The sequence below is a fragment of the Chlorogloea sp. CCALA 695 genome (assembly GCF_003003885.1).
Taxonomy (GTDB): Bacteria; Cyanobacteriota; Cyanobacteriia; order Cyanobacteriales; family Chroococcidiopsidaceae; genus Aliterella.
Map to the genome: position 1 here is coordinate 22,583 of NZ_PVWN01000018.1, position 21,577 is coordinate 44,159.

The following is a 21,577-nucleotide window of genomic DNA, read 5'->3' on the forward strand; positions in this document are numbered from 1 at the left end:
AGAAAATTGTTACCAGTGATTAATACTTGCTGCTTGGCTTTTTTTAATTGCAAAAACTATATGTAACTAAATGTAACATTATCAGAAAAAGGCTGCAATTTATTTTTAGATTTTATCTACCCAAAACGATTGCGGCAGTACCGTAAAGAGCGATCGCACTTGCCATAATAGTAGCCCAAAGCGGTTGAAAACTATGGCTAACTTTGCCAGCTTGGGTTTGCAAACTATGCAGATCAATCCAGCTATTAGCACCGCGACGAAACCAACCTGTAACTAAAATATGGCGACCTAATAAATCTGTTGGATTGAGGGATTGCCTTAAAAAAAGATTACCAATAGAACCTAGGGCAGACTGATAATGTAGTTTAACTAAGCCTTGAGGAGAATTCAAGAGCAAGTCTTGTCCCAAGTGGTTAGCTATACCTTGTCGCCCCAAAAGCTTACCTTTGAGGCGTACAGGATGGCTATCGATAGGCAAAGCTTTTAGGTTTGCCCCTTGGTCGGTTAAACTTGGAGTAGCGGCGGCAGAGGCGGGTGTAATATCTGGAAACAAAAAATTTATCCGCAAAAATAGGCTAATACTCAACGCAATAGGAATAAAAGCTTTAATTAGCAACCAGTCGCCATACATCCAAGCAAGCCCTGGAATCCAGATTACTAGAGAAATTGCCCCAATTAGCCAAGCTATTGCTCCCAAAACCAAACCCGAAACCAGTCCAAAAACCGCAGTAAATTGTAAGAACGCCCTGTTATTAAGTACAAACTGCCATTGCCGTACTAACTTAGGCAAATCGAGCGCTACGTTGGATGAGGGAGGCAACTTTAGCTCTGTTTCGAGATGCCAAGATTGAGCTATGGTGTTTAGGCGTTGAATGCGATCGCCAATTAGAGGATGAGTATTATTGAGCGCAAGTAAATAACGATAAGGATTAAGACAATCCCAAGCCAAAATTGGCTCAATTTCAGGATAAAGACTTCCTAAAGTAATAGCTTGATCACAGCTTATAGGCATAAACAGGTTTAAGCTTTCTAATAAAAAGCTAGTGCATTCTTTTTGCTGAATGTCTTGAGTAATACCGATCGCCAGTTTGATTAACGCGCGAGTTAAGCCGTTAGGATTGCCAGTAAAACTAACAGCGAACCTATCGCTATAATATATTCGCAATTGAGACAACCACAAAGCCGGACGACAGAGCAACCACCACAAACCGTAAGCAACGCTAGAAATTGTTACCGCCGCAATTTTCATATTTGCATTGGTCGTGCGATCGCCCCAGATTGCTACGTAGCGATAAACCGCATAAATCCCTTGACTTAGCACCATAAATAAAGACATAACTGCAAAATCCCAACTAGCAATATGTCCTAGTTGCGCTGTGTAGATACTAGCAATTTCATCTTCAGCCAATTGTTCGAGTAATCCTTGACTAACAGCAATGCGAGCCGTGCGCCGAAGATTGCCATAGGTGAAGGCTACGGGCGCGGAAGTAGGTAAAATGACTAATTCAGGCAAACGCCAACCTTGTTGACGGCAAAAGCGTTGTAATACCCGCCCTGATTCGGGGCTATAATTGGCAAGCTGACTAATAGTTAAAGGTTGTATCCCATAACTAGACTGCAAAAGCCTGTCTAGCAACCAGGGAGAGCCAATGGCTAGTAATAAGAGCAAAAGACGCAACAAATTTGATGGGTCGTGATAAAAGGGTTGAAATGGCTCAAAATAAGGCAGTTTAACGAGCAGATCGTTGATAAAGAGCATGACAAACTTCAGCAACTCTCGTAGTAGCAAAAAAAGCGCCGTTACACTTCCAGCCATTAACAGCCACAAAGGGGCAAAATTAACTTCTTTTAAAGGTTGCCATCGTTGCGCTCTGGAGGCGTGCCATTCAAAAGGGGTAAGTGCTTTTTTAGTTATTGCTGGCTCTACAGGAGTGATTACAGGCTCAATGGCTACAGAAACCACTTCTTGCTTAACAACTTTTTGCTGTACTTCCTCAAAGGCTACAAATCCTGTTGCGTCGATAGGTAGGGGTTTTACAAGTTGAGGATAATTATCAGTAGCCCATTTTCTGACTTGAGGATCGCTACTTTGACTAAGAATTTTTAATAAATAAATTGCTTTACGATCTTCTCCCTTCCCCACATAGGCATCTACCAAACCTTTTTGGGCTTCTACCTTGGTAGCTGTTGGCTGAGAGGAATTTTGACAAACAGTTTCAAATTCGGCGATCGCCTTATCAAAGTTACCTTGCTTTAACGCCGTCAATCCATCTTCTAGAGGCGATTCGGGAACCGCAGCCATAAAAAACACGCTCCGACAGGGATGTGTTTTTAACATACCCAGATTTAGCTGATAATTAACAATTGTTGTCTAGTTTGAGTTTTCGTGGCGATCGCTACTTTTATGCCCAATCAACACCCAAAATCAAACAAGCTCCCTAATCAACAGATTTAGGAAGCTTGCTCAACACGATAACAATTCTGTAAATGGCTCACCGCAGCCGCACGGTGGTAATAGCCAATAGAAAACTAAGCTTGTCTGGAATAATACTCAACAACCAGTAGTTCGTTCACTTGCAGCGCTACCCATTCGCGCTCTACTAAGCTATTGACTTTGCCTACCATCTTGTTTTTGTCAAATTCTAGATGACTAGGCAAATTTGCTAAACCTGGATATTGCAAATTTGCTTCTACCAGTTTGCGCGATGCTTCTCGGTCTTTGACTGCAACAGTTTCGCCAGGGCGACATTGGTAACTTGCAATATCAACGACACGACCGTTTACGGTTACGTGACCGTGATTTACCAATTGACGAGCAGCCGGTATAGTGGGAGCCATCCCTAACCGAAATACGGTATTGTCTAAACGCATTTCTAATAGTTGTAGCAATACTTGCCCAGTAGAACCTGTAACTCGTCTTGCTCTACGCACGTATCTTAGCATTTGCTTTTCGGTCAAACCGTAGTTCATCCGCAGCTTTTGCTTTTCTTCTAAACGAACGGCGTATTCCGATCGCTTTTTGCGATTTTGTCCGTGCTGACCTGGTGGGTAAGCTCGTTTAGCGCTTTTGCGCGTCAATCCTGGTAAGTCTCCCAGGCGACGAATTATTCTTAATCGTGGTCCTCTGTATCGGGACATGAATTTTCCTGTATCTACTAATTACGCTTAAAGTTTGCCAAATATATGATTGTAGCAGTCAATAGCTACTAGGGCAAGGTAGTGGCTATTTATTTTCAAAAAATTACTTTGCTTGGCTGTCGGAAAAATGGGCAATAATAGAAGTTGTTAGCTAATAATGAATTTTAATTGCTCTATTGTATCCATGACAACTAAGTAAATCAGTGATATTACTTAAGTAAGAGCAAAATAAGTTTGCTTTTGGCAAGAAATTAGTCAAGTGCGATCGCCCGTAGCTAGAGAAATTGATAGATAATGATAATGACTGTTAATACTTCAACTACCAATAGCCTCGTAAAGGAAATAGAAATCTGTCAACAACAGCAGTTTACAGGCAGGTTAGAAGTAATAGCTACCGATAATCAGCAATGGAGCTTGTATTTTTGTCTAGGTAGATTGATTTGGGCTACCGGGGGAGTACATTTAATCAAGCGCTGGGAGCGACTAACAACTCAATACTGCCCTCAAATTAGTAGCCAAAAGCACGTGCCAAAAAATAATTGGGATTTAGGCGAATATCAGCTACTAATTAGTTTAGTAAAAAAGCAGGAAGTAAAAGGAGAGGAAGCCGTTAGAGTAATTCGCAATACTGTTACAGAAGTATTATTCGATTTGCTACAGCAAGAACAACTCGGACAATTAACATTTACAAGAAGTCGGCAAAATCTCTCAAATGCTTCATTGACGTTACTTAATCCTAAGCACGCAGTTTTATACTCTAGTCAAGCCTGGGAAAAATGGTGCAAAGCTGGCTTAAAAAATATCTCACCCAACGCTGCCGTATTGTTGAGCCAAAGAGAACAACTACAGCAGCATACCTCCGCCCCAGTTTACAAAACTCTTGTAAAAATTGTGGATGGAGAAAGGACGCTGCGTGATTTGGCTGTATTAATGAAGCAAGATTTGCTACTTGTAACACGCTTATTGAATCCCTACATTCGGCAGGGGATCATGGAGTTAATCAAAATTGGTGATTTACTACCTCCGGCTACGGGAAATGGCTTAGAAAATACTCTAAAAGCGCCAGTCAAAACGCCCACCACCAAAGGAGCTAAAGATTCTCCCCTCATTGCCTGCATAGACGATAGCCGAATTATGGGGCAACTAATGGAAAATATTTTAACTGGAGCGGGCTACAGGTTTGTTGGCATCGATAATGCGGTAGAAGCTTTACCAGTATTGCTCGAAAGTCAACCATCTTTAATATTTCTTGACTTAATGATGCCCATTGCCAACGGTTACGAAGTTTGCAGCCAAATTCGGCGAATTTCTCAGTTTAAAAATATTCCTGTGATAATTTTGACAGGCAATGACGGAATTGTAGACCGGGTGAGAGCAAAAATTGTCGGTTCGTCAGAGTTTTTAAGCAAACCAATTAAACCAGAGCAAGTGTTAGCCGTTGTCCGCAAGTATTTACCGCTTTTTTCAGACAAAAAAAAGATCGATACACAACGATAGCAAGGTTTTAAAGATTTTTTTCGGTGGCTAAAAGTTTATTGTTTCGGTGGATTTATGCGTACTGTCCTAATTGTTGAAGATAGCTTAGTTCAACTTCAAATCCTGACTGGTTATTTACAGCAAGCAGGTTTAAGCGTAGTTAGCGTTACTAGTGGCGAGGAGATGCTTGATAAGTTAATTAAGCACAAACTAGATTTGATTATTTTAGATGTGATCTTACCTGGTCAAAGTGGCTTTGAGTTGTGTCGAGAACTTAAAGCCGATCCTCAAACTCAGCAGATTCCTGTAGTCCTTTGTTCGACTAAAAATACTGAAGTAGATAAAATGTGGGGGAATATGCTGGGCGCAGACGCTTATTTGCCTAAGCCTGTAGATCGGTTGGAATTAATTCAACTGGTGCAAAAACTAATGAAATAAACCCAGGTTTGATGATTTTTAAACCAGAATTCCTTAATAGTTTGGATGTAGCTACAGATTTCAGTCAAACTAACGCGCAAAAATTTTTGCACTTTAACTTAAGTCAAGAATTAGCCGCTTTAGTCAAAGTTGAGGACATAGCCGAAGTTCTGCATATACCCAGAAATGCCATCCTCCCAATACCACAAATGCCCAAAGGCGTACTAGGTATTTATAACTGGCGGGACGAAATGCTGTGGAATGTCGCTATAGATCAAATAATTGGTCTACCGCTTGTTAGTACATCAAGCTATGTTTCTAATATAGCCGTGATAGTTGCACAGATTGACAGTCAATATTTGGGGCTAGTAGTGACTCAAGTAAACGATATTGAATGGCACGAATTAGACTTAATTCAACCCCCCACCGCGCAGTTGTTTCCAGACCAGCTATTACCCTTTATGCAGGGGTATTTGAGCGATTCGGGGACAATTATAATCGATGTCAAGGCGATCGCCCATTCACTGCTCATTGGCAATGCAAATTCTAACCTTTATTTAAAAACTTAACCTACCGTGATTAAACTATTTTCCTCTCGTGAAGATCGTAGCAGCAACTCGCCAAACATTTCTCAACCCTTGGCGATCGCCCAAACTAACCAAAAACTAAAAATAGATCCGCCCCCCAATAGCAACAGCCAAAGCTCTTTTAAAATCCAGCGCCAAAACCTATCGGCGATCGCAGTACAAATGCGCCAGTCGCCGTCTTTGGAGGCTTTATTTGCCACAACTGTTAACGAAATTCGCAATACCTTGAAAACAGATCGAGTATTAATTTATCGGTTTGAATCAAATAATAAAGGAATAGTAGTAGCGGAAGCGATCGCTAGAGAATGGACACCAACTTTAGGTGAAATTCTCCCTGCTACCTGGTTTGGCGAAGATGAAGCCAGTACCTATTTAACTAAGCAAATTGTCGAAATAGCGAATAATACAGGTACTACGCCCTACCAACAACAGTTGCTAGAGCGCTTTCAAGTTAAAGCTAGTATCAGCTTACCTATATTAGTAGAGCGGGAAGTGTGGGGGTTGCTTGTGGTTCAGCAATGCTTTAATCCGCGCCAGTGGGAAGAAGCAGAAATTAGTTTGTTAGAGCGCCTAGCCTTAGAGCTAATGCTTACAGTCCAAGGGGTAGAATTTAGACTAAAACAAATTCGTCAAAACGAATTTACCCGCGCCTCTACTCAAGTATCCGCTAAGGTGATGGATAAAATTCGTCTTTCCTTTGATGTAGATGCAGTCTTTGCCACTACGACTCACGAACTACTGCAACTATTAAAAGCCGATCGCATAGCAGTTTACAAATTTCATCCAGACTGGAGCGGACAATATGTCTATGAAGCCGTTGCGCCGGGCTTGATTTCTTTGGTGAAAAATGGAAATAACCCAGTTTGGGACGATACTTATTTACAAGAAAACCAAGGTGGTAGGTATAGTCGCAACGAAACCTACGCCGTTGATGATATCTACAAAGCTAGTTACACGCCTTGTCATATTAGTAGCTTGGAAGAGTTTCAAATTAGAGCCTACGCGGTCGCGCCAATTTTCTTTGGTGGCGATTTGTGGGGATTACTCGCCGCTTACCAAAACTCTGCGCCGCGCCAGTGGGAAGAAGTAGACGTAAATTCGTTAGCTCAAGTAGGTACGCAATTAGGTGTAGCCCTGCGTCAGGCGGAGTATTTGCAGCAAGTCAATGCCAAAAACGAAGAATTAGCCCAAATAGCCCAGCAAGAGCGCGCTGTAGCCAAAATTATCGAGAAAATTCGTCAATCCTTAGACATTGATATAGTATTTAACACAACTACCCAAGAAGTCCGCCAATTACTCCAAGTAGATAGAGTAGTAGTTTATCGCTTCAATGCCGATTGGAGCGGTGAATTTGTCGCCGAATCTGTAGCACCCGGCTGGACTCCGGTAATTAGTAAAGGGTTTAAAGAAAAAGTAGGCGATTGTGCGGGTTTGCAAAGCCTTAAACCCGGTACTTCTATCTATCAACAACAAGCACTAGCCGCTCAAGATCGTAATAGACAATCATTCTCCGTTGACGATATTTATAAAGTAGGATTTTCGGCTCAATACCTAGAATCAATGGAGCAGATAGAAGCCAAAGCCTATCTAACTACATCTATTTTTGTCGGCGACAAGCTCTGGGGATTACTTGCTACTTACCAAAATTCTGCACCGCGCCAGTGGCAAAAATCCGAGGAAAAATTGCTAACTCAAATTGGCACTCAATTTGGTATTGCTTTGCAGCAAGCTGAATATTTACAACAAGTAGAAGCAAAAACTAGGCAATTAACGCAAATAGCGCAGCAAGAACGCACAGTAGCTAGAGTAATTGATAAAATCCGTAAGTCTCTTGACTTGGATACAATTTTTAGAACTACTAGCCAAGAAGTGCGTAAGTTGTTAGCCGCCGATCGCGTCATTGTCTATCGCTTCAATCCTGATTGGAGTGGTGAAGTTGTCTCCGAGTCGGTAGGTGGCGGCTGGACACCTCTGGCGGCGCAAAAACTAAAGAGCGATCTCGTTGACTGCGATAGCGTGCGCGGTATGGCAAAGGGAAATAATCGCTATGAAGACACTTACCTTAAAGAAAATCAAGGCGGGAGATATCGTCAAGAAAAAGCAGGCTTTAGGGTTAATGATATTTATGAAGCAGGCTTTTCGCCTTGTTACATTGAAAGCTTAGAACGTTTTGAAGCTAGGGCTTACATTACTATCCCAATTTTTGCGGGAGAAAAACTGTGGGGTTTGCTATCAACTTATCAAAATTCCGCCCCGCGTCAGTGGGAAGAATCTGAGGAAAATTTGGTAAATCAAATTGGGACTCAATTTGGCATTGCCATTCAACAAGCCGCTACTTTAGAAAAAGTCCAAGTGCAAGCGCAAAAATTGCTGGATGCGGGAAAACGGGAAAGAGCCGCCAAAGAAAAACTCCAGCAAACCGCCGTGCAGTTATTAATAGCTGTACGCCCTGCTTTAGAAGGAGATTTGACCGTAAGAGCAACTATTACTGAAGACGAATTAGGCACGATCGCCGATGCTTACAATAATACGATTCAAAGCCTACGCAAGCTGGTAATTCAAGTCAAAAATGCTGCCGATAGTGTGGCTTTAACGTCTAATAATAGCGAGTCGGCAATTGTTAACCTGTCAACTCAAGCCCAATACCAAGTTGAAGAACTCAGTGATACCTTAGAGCAAATTCAAGAAATGGTTAATGTTACTCAAGTTGTCAGCAACAAAGCCCAACAAGTAGAAGTAGCATTGCAGCAAACAAATCACACGGTAGAAACAGGTAACGCGGCGATGAGTCGCACTGTAGACGGGATTTTAGAAATTAAAAAAACTGTCACCGATACCGGGAAAAAGATTAAGCGGTTGGGAGAATCGTCGCAAAAAATCTCACGAGTAGTTAGTTTGATTAGTAATTTTTCAACTCAGACACAATTACTCGCCTTGAATGCGGCAATTGAAGCGACAAGAGCGGGAGAATACGGGCGCGGGTTTGCAGTGGTAGCCGATGAAGTACGCTCTTTAGCTCGTCAGTCGGCAAAAGCAACTACAGAAATTGAAAAATTGGTGCAGGAAATTCAAGCTGAAACTATTGATGTAGCTTTGGCAATGGAAACAGGAATTGAGCAGGTAAACCAAGGAACTGATTTAGTTAACCAAACGCGCCTTAGCCTAGATGCGATCGCCCTTTCTACAGCGCAAATTGGTCAATTAGTTCAGGGAATTACTACTTCAACCTTGGCTCAAACTCAACAATCAGAAGCTGTAACCCAAACCATCGCCGATTTAGCTGTAGTTGCAACCAGAACATCAGAAGGATCGATGCAAATTTCTCAATCTTTCCAAGAGTTGCTTGTAACGGCTGAAAATCTGCAATCTAGCGTGCAGCGATTTAGAGTTAGTTAGTTGATGCGCCAAAAATAGATCCCCCCTTTTTTAAGGGGGAAAATAAATCACCCCTAACCCTATGACAACTAACCGCACTATCAACGACGAGACTCGTGATTTATTTTTAATCGAAGCGCCAGAACTATTAGAAAATATTGAGCGCGATTTGTACAGCTTAGGCGAAGATCGTAGCAACGCTAAAGTACACAACTTAATGCGAATGACGCATACGCTTAAAGGTTCGGCGGCTTGTGTTGGGTTAGAGACAATTAAAACGGTGGCGCATTATTTAGAAGATGTGTTTAAAACTCTTTATAACCCCGAAGTAGTTATTGATTCTGAACTAGAAGCTTTGTTATTTCAAATTTATGAATGCTTGCATATCCCTTTAACTGCCGAACTTACAGCTAATACTATTGATGAAGCAGCTATTCTCAATCGCGCCGCCGATGTATTTGCTCTATTGCAAGTAAAGTTGGGCGATTTCTTTAATAATGAAGCTTTGATGCCAACATCTGCTGAATTAGGGTTTGATATTACAGAGTCAATTTTTACAACCGGAGTCAGCAAAAGGCTAAAGGAATTAACCACAGCTTTAGAAAATCCGGAAGTAGAAAGTATAGCTTTGCTATTGCAAGAACAAGCTACCGTATTTATGGGACTAGCGGAATCGTTGGGTTTACCAGGTTTTGGCGCGATCGCATCCGCTACCCTAACTGCTCTAAATACACACCCTGATGAAGCTGTAACTATTGCCCGTCTTGCCTTAGCAGACTTTGAACAAGGACAAGAAGCAGTAATAAAAGGCGATCGCACTGAAGGCGGCGAACCAAGTTTTGCGCTTCAAGAATGGGCGATTAGCAACCAATCTCTAGAATTAGATATGCCCGATCCAGCACTTTTAGAGCAGTTGATTAGTGGCGAAATAGAGGATGAGCTTTTTACGAGTAATGTCGATAACTGGGACTTTGGCGAAGAATCTCTAGAGTTATCAATGGATGGAGTATTTGGTAACTTAGTTGATCAAGAAACCCCAATAGAGGATTTTGAGCTAAAACCAGAACGTTCTAAAGAACCCCTAGTAGCACCTTCTGCCCAAATTCGGGTTGAAATAGCCAAACTCCAACGCCTCAATTATTTGTCTGGCGAAATGCTCACCAATCAAAACCGCCAAGTTGCAGCCGATGAACGCATCCAAGAAACTATCAATTCATTGCAGCAGCAATTAGCCCAACATCAAAAAAACCTTAAACAAATCCGCGAATATTGGTCGGATTTGATGTTAGAACCGCAAACTAACGCTAATAATGCTTTGTCAGCAGATATTTATCACGAATTTCAACCTCTATTAGATTTAGCCTGGGATGATTCGGTACAAATTGCTGAAAGTATTGAAGAAGTAGATTTATTTAGCGCTTCCTCAATTCAAATCCTCGAAAAACAACAACGGCTATTAACTAACGTCCGCGATGACTTGCTTTCTGCTCAAATGTTACCTGTGGGAGAAATATTTAATCGCTTCTATAGAGTATTGCAACAATTGGTTGCCGGACATGGAAAACAAGCCCAATTAGAAATTAGTGGGACAGAAATATTAGTTGATAAAGCAATTGCCGAAAAGCTCTACGATCCTTTACTGCACTTGGTTCGTAATGCCTTCGATCATGGTCTAGAAAGTAGTGAAACCCGCGCCCAAGCTGGCAAACCAGAGGTTGGGGAAATATTTATCAAAGCTTACAAACAAGAGCGTTGGACGGTTATAGCTGTAGGAGATGATGGCAAAGGTTTAGATTTTGAGAAGATAGGCGATCGCGCTTTAGAGCTAGATTTAATTGCCCCCGAACAAGCCCAAAGCATTACAGAAGACAAATTAATCGATTTATTATTTACGCCGGGATTTACAACCGCGTCTCAACTAAGCGATTTATCGGGGCGCGGGATTGGGTTAGATGTAGTTCGCACCCAAATCGAAGCTTTGCAAGGCACAATTACCGTGCGATCGCACTCAGGGCAAGGTACAACATTTTTACTGCAAATTCCTATCAGCCTCAAAATTGCTAAAGTTTTGGTGGTAGAAGTAGGCGATCGCCTGTGCGGTTTTATCAGCGAAGCGGTTGAGCAAATTATCATCCCTCAAACTGACCAAATTAAACATTGGCATGATGGTCAAAAAGTTTGGCAACCACCAGGAAACGGCGCTATAGTACCTATTCGCAAACTATCAACAATTTTGCAATCTATTGATTCTTTTGCAGGCGATTCGCTTCCGGTACTTTTAGTGCGTCAAGGTACGGAATTAGTAGGGCTAGAAGTTGATCGCGTTATTGGCGAACAAGAATTAGTCATCAAACCCGTAGGTAAACTAATTACTCCGCCAAGTTATGTATTAGGATGTTGCGTTTTAGCAGACGGGCGTTTGAGCTTAATAATTGATAGTAGCGCCTTAATCGCTCAGTTACCGCCCGTAGTTATTAGTACCCAATCAACTCCAACCAATAATCAGTCCCAAATTTTGCTCATAGATGATTCGGTTACTGTGCGTCACAACTTAGCTTTAATGCTGCAAAAAGTAGGTTATCAAGTATGGCAAGCTAAAGATGGTACTGAAGCTGTTGCCCAAGTCTTGCTGCATCCAACTATCAACTTGATAATTTCTGATGTTGAAATGCCGGGAATGAATGGATTTAAGTTTTTAAGCCATCGGTTGCAAGACTCTGTGCTGCAACAAATTCCGGTAATTATGCTGACTTCTCGTAGTAGCGACAAGTATAGACAGATTGCCCAAGAATTAGGCGCTAATGCTTACTTAACTAAGCCTTACATAGATGGAGAAGTTTTAAATGCGATCGCAAGTTTAATTGAAAACAACCCTAAACCAGCTATTTAGTCTTAAAATTCTTTCAAGTAACTCTAAGTAATATGTTTAATTTCAAACAAAATAGTAAGTTTAATTGGTCAATTGCCGCTACTTCCTTCGCAATTTCTGGATTAGCGCTAAATTTCCCGGCGATGGCGGCTTCTGTACCCTCTACCTACCTCAATGATTATCGTTATTGCTCTGCGCGATTATTAGCGCTCAACGTCTCCGCCGAAGCTGTCTCAACTGCTTGCGCCAACGCTTTGAATCCCAAAAGATTAGCTACTTGTGTCTACGACATTCAAAGGCAAACAAATATATTAGCAACCGATGCTTTAGCTACTTGCACTCAAGTTAGACAGCCGGATGAATTGGCTACTTGTGTAGTGGGAATTAGTGTTAATAGCCAAGAGGAGACAATTCCCGAAGTGCTTAATTATTGCCGTCTTAGCTTGCTACCAGTACGTTTTGCTGAATGTGTAGTTGGTTTGCGCCGCGAGATTGATGTTACACCTATTCAGGCGATGAATACTTGCATTGATGGTAGCGATCGCGCGATCGTGCCGATAATTTCTAAGCCTTAGTCACTAAGCACAGCAACGCCAAAATACCGCCAATTAGGTAAAAGGTAGCTACTACCTGAACTTCTGACCAACCCGAAAGTTCTAGATGATGGTGTAAGGGAGCCATTTTAAACAACCGCTTACCTACTCCATCCTCGCCTTTTGTTGCTTTGTAATAACTTACCTGTGCCATTACTGAAAGAGTTTCGACAAAAAAGATCCCACTCAATACAAATAATGCCCACAATGTATTAGTTAACAGCGCTACGGAGGCTAAAGCGCCCCCCAAAGCCAAAGAACCCGTATCGCCCATAAAAACCCGCGCCTTGTTGCGATTGTGGACGAGAAACCCCATACAGCTACCGCTCGTACAAGCGCAAAAGGTCATTAATCCGGGGTGACTTGGTGCAACTAATACCCCTAATCCTAATAATGCGATCGCACTTGTCCCGGCGGCTAAACCATCAACGCCATCCGTTAAGTTAGTTGCATTGCTCTCTGCTACCAATACAAACACTGCCAATAGCCAAAATAGCAAGCCTAAAGGCAATACAACTTTAAAAGGTAGCGCAATATTGGTAATATCACTGTGACTCCACGCCAGCCACAAGCAAAACAGCACAGCAAAGCCAATTTGTAAAGCTAATTTTAGTTTGGGCGAAATACCTTTATTAGACTTGTAGCGCAAAATTTGCCAATCATCTAACCAACCAATCAGCGCGTAACCCATTGTTAAGGCAGACACCGCCAATACTTCCGCCTTCCACCCCGACAATAATATCGCAAAAATAATTGCTACCGGGACAAAAAACACCCCGCCCATAGTAGGAGTACCAGCTTTTTTTAAATGAGCTTGGGGCCCGTCTTCTCTGACAATTTGCCCAGTTTTTAGCCTTACTAGCATCGGAATTACCCAGTAGCCTAGCAATGCTGTAGCGATCGCACAGAGCAAAAAAGGCAAACTTAGCGAATCTAGTTGCCAAGGTAAGCGACTAGCGATCAAATCTCTCGTCAACGCCCCACCGCTCAACACTATACTCAGAGCTACCAGTAAGCTAGTTCCCGAAAGATTGAATAATAAGCTAGGAGATTTTGCTTCCACAATATTTTTTTAGATCGGTACTTAGCAAGTAAGAAGCCCTAAGTAGTTTCTCAAAGCTTCTTACCAATAACTAAAATGACTAACAACCGTTAACCCGCTTCTTCTTCTGCTGGCTCGTCGTTATCTTCAAAGTCATCATCGTAGTTAGGATCGTCAGGATCGATAATATCAGCAATGTCTGACAGGGGTTCACCTTGAGCAACGGGATCTGTTTCACTGCGATCGCGCGCTACTAATCTACCACTAGCTCTTAACCAGTCTAAGATTGACAACTCGTTCCTCGCAGGAATTACCGATGCTACTCGATTGCGGGGCTGTTCTTGTAGGGGCGAAGTTGGCATAGGGAAATGTTTAAATAAACGGATTCAATTATAGTACAAAGTTTAACATTATTTAGAGATGCGTTATTTTTCCTGAGTGGGAAAGAGGATAATAATTAGATAATTATTATTAAACCAATGTTTGTAAAATCAGCATTAATAGAAGAACTCGCCGGGAAAAATCGCGGTTTACTAGCCACCGAGTCAGAAAAACAAGCAATATTAGGTGCGATCGCCCAGTTAGAAGAGCGAAACCCTACACCGCGCCCTATAGAGGCTTCAGAGTTACTAAATGGCGACTGGCGGCTACTTTATACCACAAGTTCTGGCTTACTGAATATTGATCGCTTCCCTCTATTAAAACTCGGTCAAATTTATCAATCGATTCGCGTCAAAACTAGCAGTGTTTACAACATTGCCGAGATTTACGGCTTACCTTATTTAGAAGGATTAGTAAGTGTGGCGGCGGAGTTTGAACCCTTGAGCGAAAAACGGGTGCAAGTAAAGTTTAAACGCTCAATTTTAGGTTTGCAACGGTTAATTAGCTATCAATCCCCCGCTAGTTTTATTGACCAAATTGAGTCTAATCATAAGTTTACAGCTATTAGTTTTGCGATCGATAGCCGCGAACAACAAGGATGGTTAGATATAACTTATTTAGATAGCGATTTGCGGATTGGGCGAGGAAATGAAGGTAGCGTATTTGTATTAGCTAAAGTTTAAACTTGTTGGTATGGGATTTGAGATTGTATCGCTTTTTTCTGGTTGTGGTGGGCTTGATTTAGGATTTTCTCAAGCTAGTTTCAATGTCGTATGGGCAAATGAATTTGATAAAGATATTTGGGAGACTTACGAGCAAAATCATCCTTCAACATTTTTAGATAAAAGAGACATTAGAAAAATTGATTCTCAAGAAATACCAGATTGTGTAGGAATTATTGGCGGCCCACCTTGTCAAAGTTGGAGTGAAGCTGGTACTCAAAGAGGAATCAATGATGAGCGAGGACTACTTTTCTCTGATTATGTGCGGATTTTGCAAGAAAAGCAGCCTTTATTTTTCTTAGCTGAAAATGTTTCAGGAATGCTTCACAAAAAACACAGTAGCTCGATTAAAAGTATTGTTGAATCTTTTGAAAAGGCTAACTATAGTGTTTCTTTTAAATTACTTAATGCTGTAAGTTATAACGTTCCTCAAGATAGGAAACGGGTAATTTTTGTGGGTTATCATCATAGCTTAAATAAGAGGTTTGATTTTAACTCAATAGTAAAAACAACTCCTATACCTACCTTACGCACAGCAATAAGAGACTTGCTTGAAACAGTGCAATCTGATCATAAGTTGAAGGCTCAAACCTGTATATTTCCCAATCATGAATATATGCAAGGCGGATTTTCTAGCATTTATATGTCACGAAATCGAGTTCGTGCTTGGGATGAATCTTCTTTCACAATTCAAGCTGGCGCTCGTCATGCTCCCATTCATCCCCAGGCGAATAAAATGATTTGTGTAGGTACAGATAAATGGATTTTTGACACTGAATCTCCAGCACCTTATAGAAGATTATCTGTTAGAGAGTGTGCAAGGATTCAAACTTTCCCGGATAATTTTATATTTCACTATAAAAACATAGTTGCAGGTTATAAAATGATTGGCAATGCTGTACCTGTCAATTTTAGTTATGCGATCGCTCAAGCTATAAAAAAAGATTTATCTGATAGTAATCAATTACAAAACAGTGATACTGCGAGATATGTACCATTACAACTAAGCTTAAATCTTATTTAAACATGACAAATATTTTGCAAGCTGTTCGAGTAATAGTCAATAGTAAGATTCCAGACGTAGCAAGCTTTTACCGTAGCCAAAATAGAATTAATGCTGTGGGCGATGCTTTGGAAGCTTTTGTTAAAGATATATTTGCTAATACTGTAAGTGAAACTGATGCAAGTTCTAAGTATGAAGCTTATAGCAAGTTATTTTCCTATTCTGGGAATGCTAATAACCTACCGGATTTAATGATAAAGGGAGGAGATGCAGTAGAAGTAAAAAAAGTAGGATTGGGAACGGGCAAAATAGCATTAAATAGCTCTTATCCTTCAGCAAAATTATTTTTTGATAGTCCAATGATTACCTCTACTTGTCGTAATTGCGAAAGCTGGACAGAAAAAGATATTATTTATGCTACTGGATGTTTTGCAAATAATAAATTAGAAATCTTATGGTTGATTTATGGAGAGTGTTATGCTGCAAGCCGAGAAACCTATGAAAAGATTAAAAATAAAATTTCTCAAGGAGTTAGTGAAATTAGTTCAGTTGAGTTTAGTGTTACAAAAGAATTAGGGAGAGTCAACAAAATAGATCCTTTAGGAATAACTGATTTAAGAATAAGGGGAATGTGGCAGATAGAAAACCCTAGAAATGTTTACAATTATATTGATATTGATTACAAGTTAAATAAAAGCTTTCGATTGTTTATTCTAATTCAAGAAACTAAATATCTGTCCTTTCCAATTGAAGATCGAAAACAACTTGAATCTTTAAATAATCCCGATTTAGTCATCAAGAATATCAAAATTAAGTCACTAGACAACCCAGTTAAACTTATTTCAGCAAAACTTATAAATTATCAAGTCTAAGAAGACCTAATATAATTAATTTTTTCTTTTGAGTTAATAACGTTGATAATCAACAAGCTAAAAGTCTAAATCGCGTTCATCTAGGGTGTAAGAAAAATAAACTAAGTAGCAGAAGTAACATCACACTTTAAAAAAAATAAAATAGCGATCGCTATACTTGTATATGCTGCTCTAGCAAACTAGCAAGCGCTTCCTTAGACATTTCTCCTTGAGCTACTTTCATCACCATGTTGTAAACTTCATTTTCTGTCATATTGAGTTCGTAGCCGTTTATCTGCAAAAAAGCGATAGTGGTAGCAAAGGCAGTACGTTTATTACCGTCTAGAAAGGGATGATTCTTAGCAAGATGATACAAGTAGGCAGCAGCTTGAGTAAAAATAGTTGGATGCAGCAGTTCACCGAAGAAACTAGCTTGTGGTTGAGCGAGGACTGAATCCAATAGTCCTTCATCTCTAATTCCATTGAGTCCACCAAATCTCTCAATCTGACCAACTGGCGAGCCTTAAATGCCCCTGTTTTCAAACATGGGGATAAGGCGATAGGGACTTAAAAGTCCCGTGAAGAAACTATATTGCCTTTCTTCATGCTATAATAAATAGATGCTCACACTAACTTACGAGTATCAAATCAAGCCAAATCGCCAACAGGAAGAACAAATGTTTTTCTACTTGGAAACTTGCCGCAAAGTATACAACTATGCTTTAGCGGAAAGAAAGGCTTGGATAAATTCTCGATCTTGTGCAATAAATTCTTGCAGTATTCGGCATGAATACATCATGAGGGCCGACGCTCCTAAACCTAGCTACCACTGGCAATGTAAGTCATTAGCAGCAGCTAAGAAAGATATACCAGAACTAGCATTGCCTCATACCCATGTTCTACAGCAAGCGCTCAGAACACTAGAAGCTTCTTTTGTAGCAATGTGGGAACGGGGGCATGGTTTTCCAAGATTTAAGAAACCAGGAAGGATGCGTTCTTTTTTGTTTCCGCAAATGGGTGTTAATCCAGTCCAAGAGAATAGATTAAAGCTGCCTAAAATCGGTAGCGTCAAGATGCGTTTGTCGCGTCCTATTCCTGATGGGTTTGAGTTAAAGCAGGTAAGGATAGTAAAGAAAGCATCCGGCTGGTTTGCCATGCTTTGCTTGCAATGTGATGTTAGCATTCCCTCTGCTATGCCGCACGGACATAGCTTAGGAATTGATCTAGGATTGCTCAGTTTTCTGGCAACTTCAGATAATGAGACTATTGCCAGACCCAAGTTTTTCGTAGATGCTCAACGTAAGCTGAAATTGCTACAAAAAAAAGTGTCTTCTAAATTAATTGGGTCAAGTAATTGGCGCAAGGCTCAAAATAAAGTAGCTAGATTCCATGAGCATATTTCTAATACTCGCAAAGACTTTCACTTTAAGACAGCACATCATTTATGCAATCAAGCAGGAATGATTTTTGCTGAGGACTTGAATCTAAAAGCTATGTCTAGAGGGATGCTGTGTAAGCATACTTTAGATGCTGGTTTTGGTCAATTTCTTAACATCCTAGAGTGGGTTTGCTCAAAACGCGATGTGTTTTTTGCAAAAGTAGATGCTAATTTTACATCCCAAACTTGCCCAAGTTGTCGAACGCATACGGGTAAAAAAGACTTGAGTGAGCGAGTACATTCTTGTCCACATTGTGGATATAAAACAGATAGAGACGTTGCAGCAGCGCAAATTGTAATGATTCGAGGAATTGTAGCTGTAGGACATACAGTGTTAAAGCTTTCTGAGGGTAAAGATATTAGTCTCCCCATGAAGAAAGAATCCCCTAGCTTCTAGCTATGGGGAGTGTCAAGTTTGTGGATACTAAGTACATCTGATTTAGGAATAAAGTTAGGAATCTGCAAGGCGACGATATACCTCTGACCATTTTTCTTCAGAATCCAAATAGGCTTGGAATGCCTTACCTTCAAGTGGCTTTACCTGCAAAGCACGCACAAACTCTAACGCCTCCGCTAATAGCGGTTCTGGTAAGTGTTCGATTTCTTGGATAATTTGTTCTTTAGTGTTCATAAATGCGATCGCTCTAACTTTAGCTAAATAGAGATATTGCTTGCTCCCTTAAGCATTACCTATTATTCTGTCCACCGTAAGTAACAATATGAGCGCTAATTCCGTTAATTCAGCTAGATGTAAATTAGCGATGAAAACACTGATTTAGTAGGTACTACAGCTAACCTTAAGCATTTCACACAGTATTAAAGAGAAACTAATAATAATTTGCCGATCGCGCTTTATCTGCAAAACTAGACGGGATAGCAGCATTTCGCCTTTTTGGCATCGATGCAGACTTAAAGTAAAGCTCCTTTGGGTGGAAATACGCCTCTAGTGATGGGCGATCGCCGATCCACCAAAAACCTATCTATTCATACAATGAGTAGATAAAGAAATTTCTATCATCCTACCTTGACGCACTTAAGGCGGTTTCATAAAGACTATGCAACCAACAAACCCCAACCAATTTACAGAAAAATCCTGGGAAGCGATTTCTCGTACTCCCGACATAGTTAAAGCTAACAGCCAACAACAAATTGAAAGCGAACACTTGATGAAAGCTCTTTTAGAGCAAGATGGTTTAGCTAATAGTATTTGGACGAAAGCTGGAGTGAATATGCAAAAACTCCGCGATCGCACTGACCAATTTATTCAAAAACAGCCGAAAGTGTCGGGAAGCGATAACGTCTATGTGGGACGCAGCCTAGATACCTTATTAGATCGCGCCGAAATCTACCGTAAAGAATTTGGCGATGACTTTATCTCGATCGAACATCTACTATTGGGTTATGTCAAAGATGATCGTTTTGGCAAAAGCTTAATTAGAGAATTTGGTACTGATGAAACTAAGCTCAAAAATATTATTAAAGAAATTCGTGGGAGTCAAAAAGTGACCGATCAAAGTCCAGAAGGCAAATACGAAGCACTGGAAAAATACGGACGTGACCTTACAGAAGCCGCCAAGCAAGGTAAACTCGATCCCGTAATTGGACGCGATGACGAAATTCGCCGCACAATTCAAATTTTGTCACGCCGTACCAAAAATAACCCCGTATTAATTGGCGAACCCGGTGTAGGTAAAACTGCGATCGCTGAAGGACTAGCACAAAGGATTGTAGCGGGTGATGTACCTCAATCTCTTACTGACCGCAAACTCATTAGTTTAGATATGGGTTCGTTGATTGCTGGTGCTAAATTTCGGGGAGAATTTGAGGAGCGGTTAAAAGCTGTACTCAAAGAAGTTACAGAATCGCGCGGTAATATTATTCTGTTTATTGACGAAATTCATACTGTAGTTGGTGCGGGTGCAACTCAAGGCGCAATGGATGCGGGAAACTTGCTCAAACCCATGCTGGCGCGGGGAGAATTGCGTTGTATTGGTGCGACAACTTTAGATGAGTACCGCAAGTACATTGAAAAAGATGCAGCTTTAGAAAGACGCTTTCAACAGGTGTATATTGAGCAGCCAAATGTTGAAGATACTGTATCAATTTTGCGCGGATTGAAGGAGCGTTACGAAGTTCATCACGGGGTGAAAATCTCTGATAGTGCTTTAGTTGCGGCTGCTATGCTGTCTAATCGCTATATTAGCGATCGCTTTTTGCCTGATAAAGCAATTGATCTGGTAGACGAAGCCGCCGCCAAGCTGAAAATGGAAATTACTTCTAAGCCAGAAGAATTAGACGAAATCGATCGCAAGGTTTTACAGCTAGAAATGGAGCGGTTGTCGCTGCAAAAAGAAACTAGCGCTGTTTCTAAGGAAAGGCTAGAAAGAATTGAAAAAGAACTTGGCGATCTCAAAGAAAGTCAAAGAGCAATGAGCGCTCAATGGCAATCGGAAAAGGATGTAATTTCCAAAATTCAGAAAATCAAAGAAGATAGCGATCGCGTTAATGTTGAAGTTCAGCAAGCCGAGAGAGACTACGATCTCAATAAAGCCGCCGAGCTAAAGTATGGCACATTAACCGAGTTACAAAAGCAATTGCAAGAAGCCGAAGCGCAACTAAGCCAAGCACAAACAAGCGGTCAATCTTTGTTGCGAGAAGAAGTTACAGAATCCGACATTGCCGAAGTTATTTCTAAATGGACGGGTATCCCCATTAGTAAGCTAGTGGAATCGGAAAAAGATAAATTACTGCAATTAGAAGACGAGTTGCACCAGCGCGTTATCGGTCAACATGAAGCCGTTACCGCCGTTGCTGATGCCATTCAGCGATCGCGCGCCGGACTTGCCGATCCTAATCGTCCTACGGCTAGTTTTATTTTCCTTGGGCCCACAGGTGTAGGTAAAACAGAACTTGCTAAAGCTTTGGCGGCGTACTTATTCGACACTGAAGAAGCGCTAGTTCGCATTGATATGTCGGAATACATGGAGAAACACGCCGTTTCTAGGCTGATTGGTGCGCCTCCAGGGTATGTAGGTTACGACGAAGGGGGCCAACTAACTGAAGCCCTGCGCCGCCGTCCTTACGCCGTAATTTTGTTTGACGAAATCGAAAAAGCGCACCCTGATGTATTTAACATCATGCTCCAAATCCTCGACGATGGGCGCGTTACTGATGCTCAAGGTCATACGGTGGATTTCAAAAACTCCATCATTATTATGACTAGCAATATCGGTTCGCAATATATTCTCGATTTGGCTGGCGATGATTCTCAGTACGATGAAATGTATCGGCGGGTAATGGAAGCAATGCGCGGGAGTTTTCGCCCTGAATTTCTCAACCGCATTGATGAAACAATTATCTTCCACGCCTTACAAAAACATGAGTTGCGGCAAATTGTGCAGTTGCAAATAGTTAGACTAACCGAAAGATTAAGCGATCGCAAAATATCGTTAAAACTCTCTGATTCTGCTTTAGACTTTTTAGCAGAGGTGGGCTACGATCCTGTATTTGGTGCGCGTCCGCTCAAACGAGCAATTCAAAAAGAGTTAGAAACTCAAATTGCTAAAGCCATCTTACGCGGCGAGTTTCATGATGGCGATACAGTTTTTGTGGATGTCGAAAACGAACGGATTGCCTTTAAGCGATTGCCCTCGGAATTAGTTATAACACAACCTGGGGCGTAATA

The 21,577-nt window shown here is 41.1% G+C and carries 17 protein-coding genes; 11 read left to right on the forward strand and 6 right to left on the reverse strand.

Annotated features, from left to right (window positions below; all coding sequences use genetic code 11):
• Positions 1-112 precede the first annotated feature (112 nt).
• Together C7B70_RS11615 and rpsD are read right to left on the reverse strand one after the other, a co-directional pair.
• On the reverse strand, positions 113-2,302 hold the full coding sequence (locus C7B70_RS11615) for a M48 family metalloprotease (protein WP_106369258.1): 2,190 nt from the start codon (positions 2,300-2,302) through the stop codon (positions 113-115).
• 227 nt (positions 2,303-2,529) lie between these two features.
• Positions 2,530-3,138: a 30S ribosomal protein S4 gene (rpsD, locus tag C7B70_RS11620; protein WP_106369212.1), complete on the reverse strand. Its 609-nt coding sequence runs from the start codon at positions 3,136-3,138 to the stop codon at positions 2,530-2,532.
• A gap of 300 nt (positions 3,139-3,438) precedes the next feature.
• Here rpsD and C7B70_RS11625 point away from each other — a divergent pair, with 300 nt between their 5' ends.
• From C7B70_RS11625 to C7B70_RS11650, 6 genes are all read left to right on the forward strand, one after another.
• Positions 3,439-4,635, forward strand: coding sequence for a response regulator (locus tag C7B70_RS11625; protein WP_158260485.1), 1,197 nt, complete (start codon positions 3,439-3,441; stop codon positions 4,633-4,635).
• A 54-nt stretch (positions 4,636-4,689) separates the two neighbouring features.
• The gene (locus C7B70_RS11630) at positions 4,690-5,052 is read left to right on the forward strand and encodes a PleD family two-component system response regulator (RefSeq protein ID WP_106369214.1); all 363 of its coding nucleotides are present in this window, start codon (positions 4,690-4,692) and stop codon (positions 5,050-5,052) included.
• Positions 5,053-5,063: 11 nt separating this feature from the next.
• A complete protein-coding gene (locus tag C7B70_RS11635; protein ID WP_106369215.1) occupies positions 5,064-5,600 on the forward strand; it encodes a chemotaxis protein CheW in 537 nt (178 codons plus the stop codon).
• 6 nt (positions 5,601-5,606) lie between these two features.
• Entirely contained in the window at positions 5,607-9,014 is a 3,408-nt protein-coding gene (locus tag C7B70_RS11640; protein WP_106369216.1) for a GAF domain-containing protein, read from the forward strand.
• A 61-nt stretch (positions 9,015-9,075) separates the two neighbouring features.
• Positions 9,076-11,883 carry a response regulator gene (locus tag C7B70_RS11645; RefSeq protein ID WP_106369217.1) on the forward strand — a complete coding sequence of 936 codons (2,808 nt, stop codon included), beginning with the start codon at positions 9,076-9,078 and terminating at the stop codon, positions 11,881-11,883.
• A gap of 32 nt (positions 11,884-11,915) precedes the next feature.
• Entirely contained in the window at positions 11,916-12,437 is a 522-nt protein-coding gene (locus C7B70_RS11650) for a hypothetical protein (RefSeq protein ID WP_106369218.1), read from the forward strand.
• Here C7B70_RS11650 and mraY read toward each other — a convergent pair.
• Positions 12,427-13,518, reverse strand: a complete 1,092-nt coding sequence (gene mraY / locus C7B70_RS11655) for a phospho-N-acetylmuramoyl-pentapeptide-transferase (RefSeq protein ID WP_106369219.1) — start codon at positions 13,516-13,518, stop codon at positions 12,427-12,429. The genes C7B70_RS11650 and mraY overlap by 11 nt on opposite strands.
• 89 nt (positions 13,519-13,607) lie before the next feature.
• Positions 13,608-13,859: a DUF3134 family protein gene (locus tag C7B70_RS11660; protein WP_106369220.1), complete on the reverse strand. Its 252-nt coding sequence runs from the start codon at positions 13,857-13,859 to the stop codon at positions 13,608-13,610.
• Positions 13,860-13,976: 117 nt separating this feature from the next.
• On the opposite strand from C7B70_RS11660, the gene C7B70_RS11665 reads away from it, so the two are divergent.
• The 3 genes from C7B70_RS11665 to C7B70_RS11675 are packed head-to-tail and all read left to right on the forward strand — an operon-like array spanning position 13,977 to position 16,475.
• Entirely contained in the window at positions 13,977-14,561 is a 585-nt protein-coding gene (locus C7B70_RS11665; RefSeq protein ID WP_106369221.1) for a PAP/fibrillin family protein, read from the forward strand.
• A gap of 10 nt (positions 14,562-14,571) precedes the next feature.
• Positions 14,572-15,624: a DNA cytosine methyltransferase gene (locus C7B70_RS11670; RefSeq protein WP_106369222.1), complete on the forward strand. Its 1,053-nt coding sequence runs from the start codon at positions 14,572-14,574 to the stop codon at positions 15,622-15,624.
• 2 nt (positions 15,625-15,626) lie between these two features.
• Entirely contained in the window at positions 15,627-16,475 is an 849-nt protein-coding gene (locus tag C7B70_RS11675) for an NgoPII family restriction endonuclease (protein ID WP_106369223.1), read from the forward strand.
• 151 nt (positions 16,476-16,626) lie between these two features.
• Here C7B70_RS11675 and C7B70_RS11680 read toward each other — a convergent pair whose 3' ends face one another.
• On the reverse strand, positions 16,627-16,959 hold the full coding sequence (locus C7B70_RS11680; RefSeq protein ID WP_106369224.1) for a type II toxin-antitoxin system death-on-curing family toxin: 333 nt from the start codon (positions 16,957-16,959) through the stop codon (positions 16,627-16,629).
• A gap of 115 nt (positions 16,960-17,074) precedes the next feature.
• Here C7B70_RS11680 and C7B70_RS11685 point away from each other — a divergent pair, with 115 nt between their 5' ends.
• The gene (locus tag C7B70_RS11685; RefSeq protein ID WP_106369225.1) at positions 17,075-18,289 is read left to right on the forward strand and encodes an RNA-guided endonuclease TnpB family protein; all 1,215 of its coding nucleotides are present in this window, start codon (positions 17,075-17,077) and stop codon (positions 18,287-18,289) included.
• Positions 18,290-18,343: 54 nt separating this feature from the next.
• On the opposite strand, the gene C7B70_RS11690 is transcribed toward C7B70_RS11685, so the two are convergent.
• Entirely contained in the window at positions 18,344-18,523 is a 180-nt protein-coding gene (locus tag C7B70_RS11690; RefSeq protein WP_106369226.1) for a DUF2281 domain-containing protein, read from the reverse strand.
• Between the two features lie 424 nt (positions 18,524-18,947).
• On the opposite strand from C7B70_RS11690, the gene clpB reads away from it, so the two are divergent.
• Positions 18,948-21,575 carry an ATP-dependent chaperone ClpB gene (clpB, locus tag C7B70_RS11695; RefSeq protein WP_106369227.1) on the forward strand — a complete coding sequence of 876 codons (2,628 nt, stop codon included), beginning with the start codon at positions 18,948-18,950 and terminating at the stop codon, positions 21,573-21,575.
• The last annotated feature ends 2 nt before the right edge of the window (positions 21,576-21,577 follow it).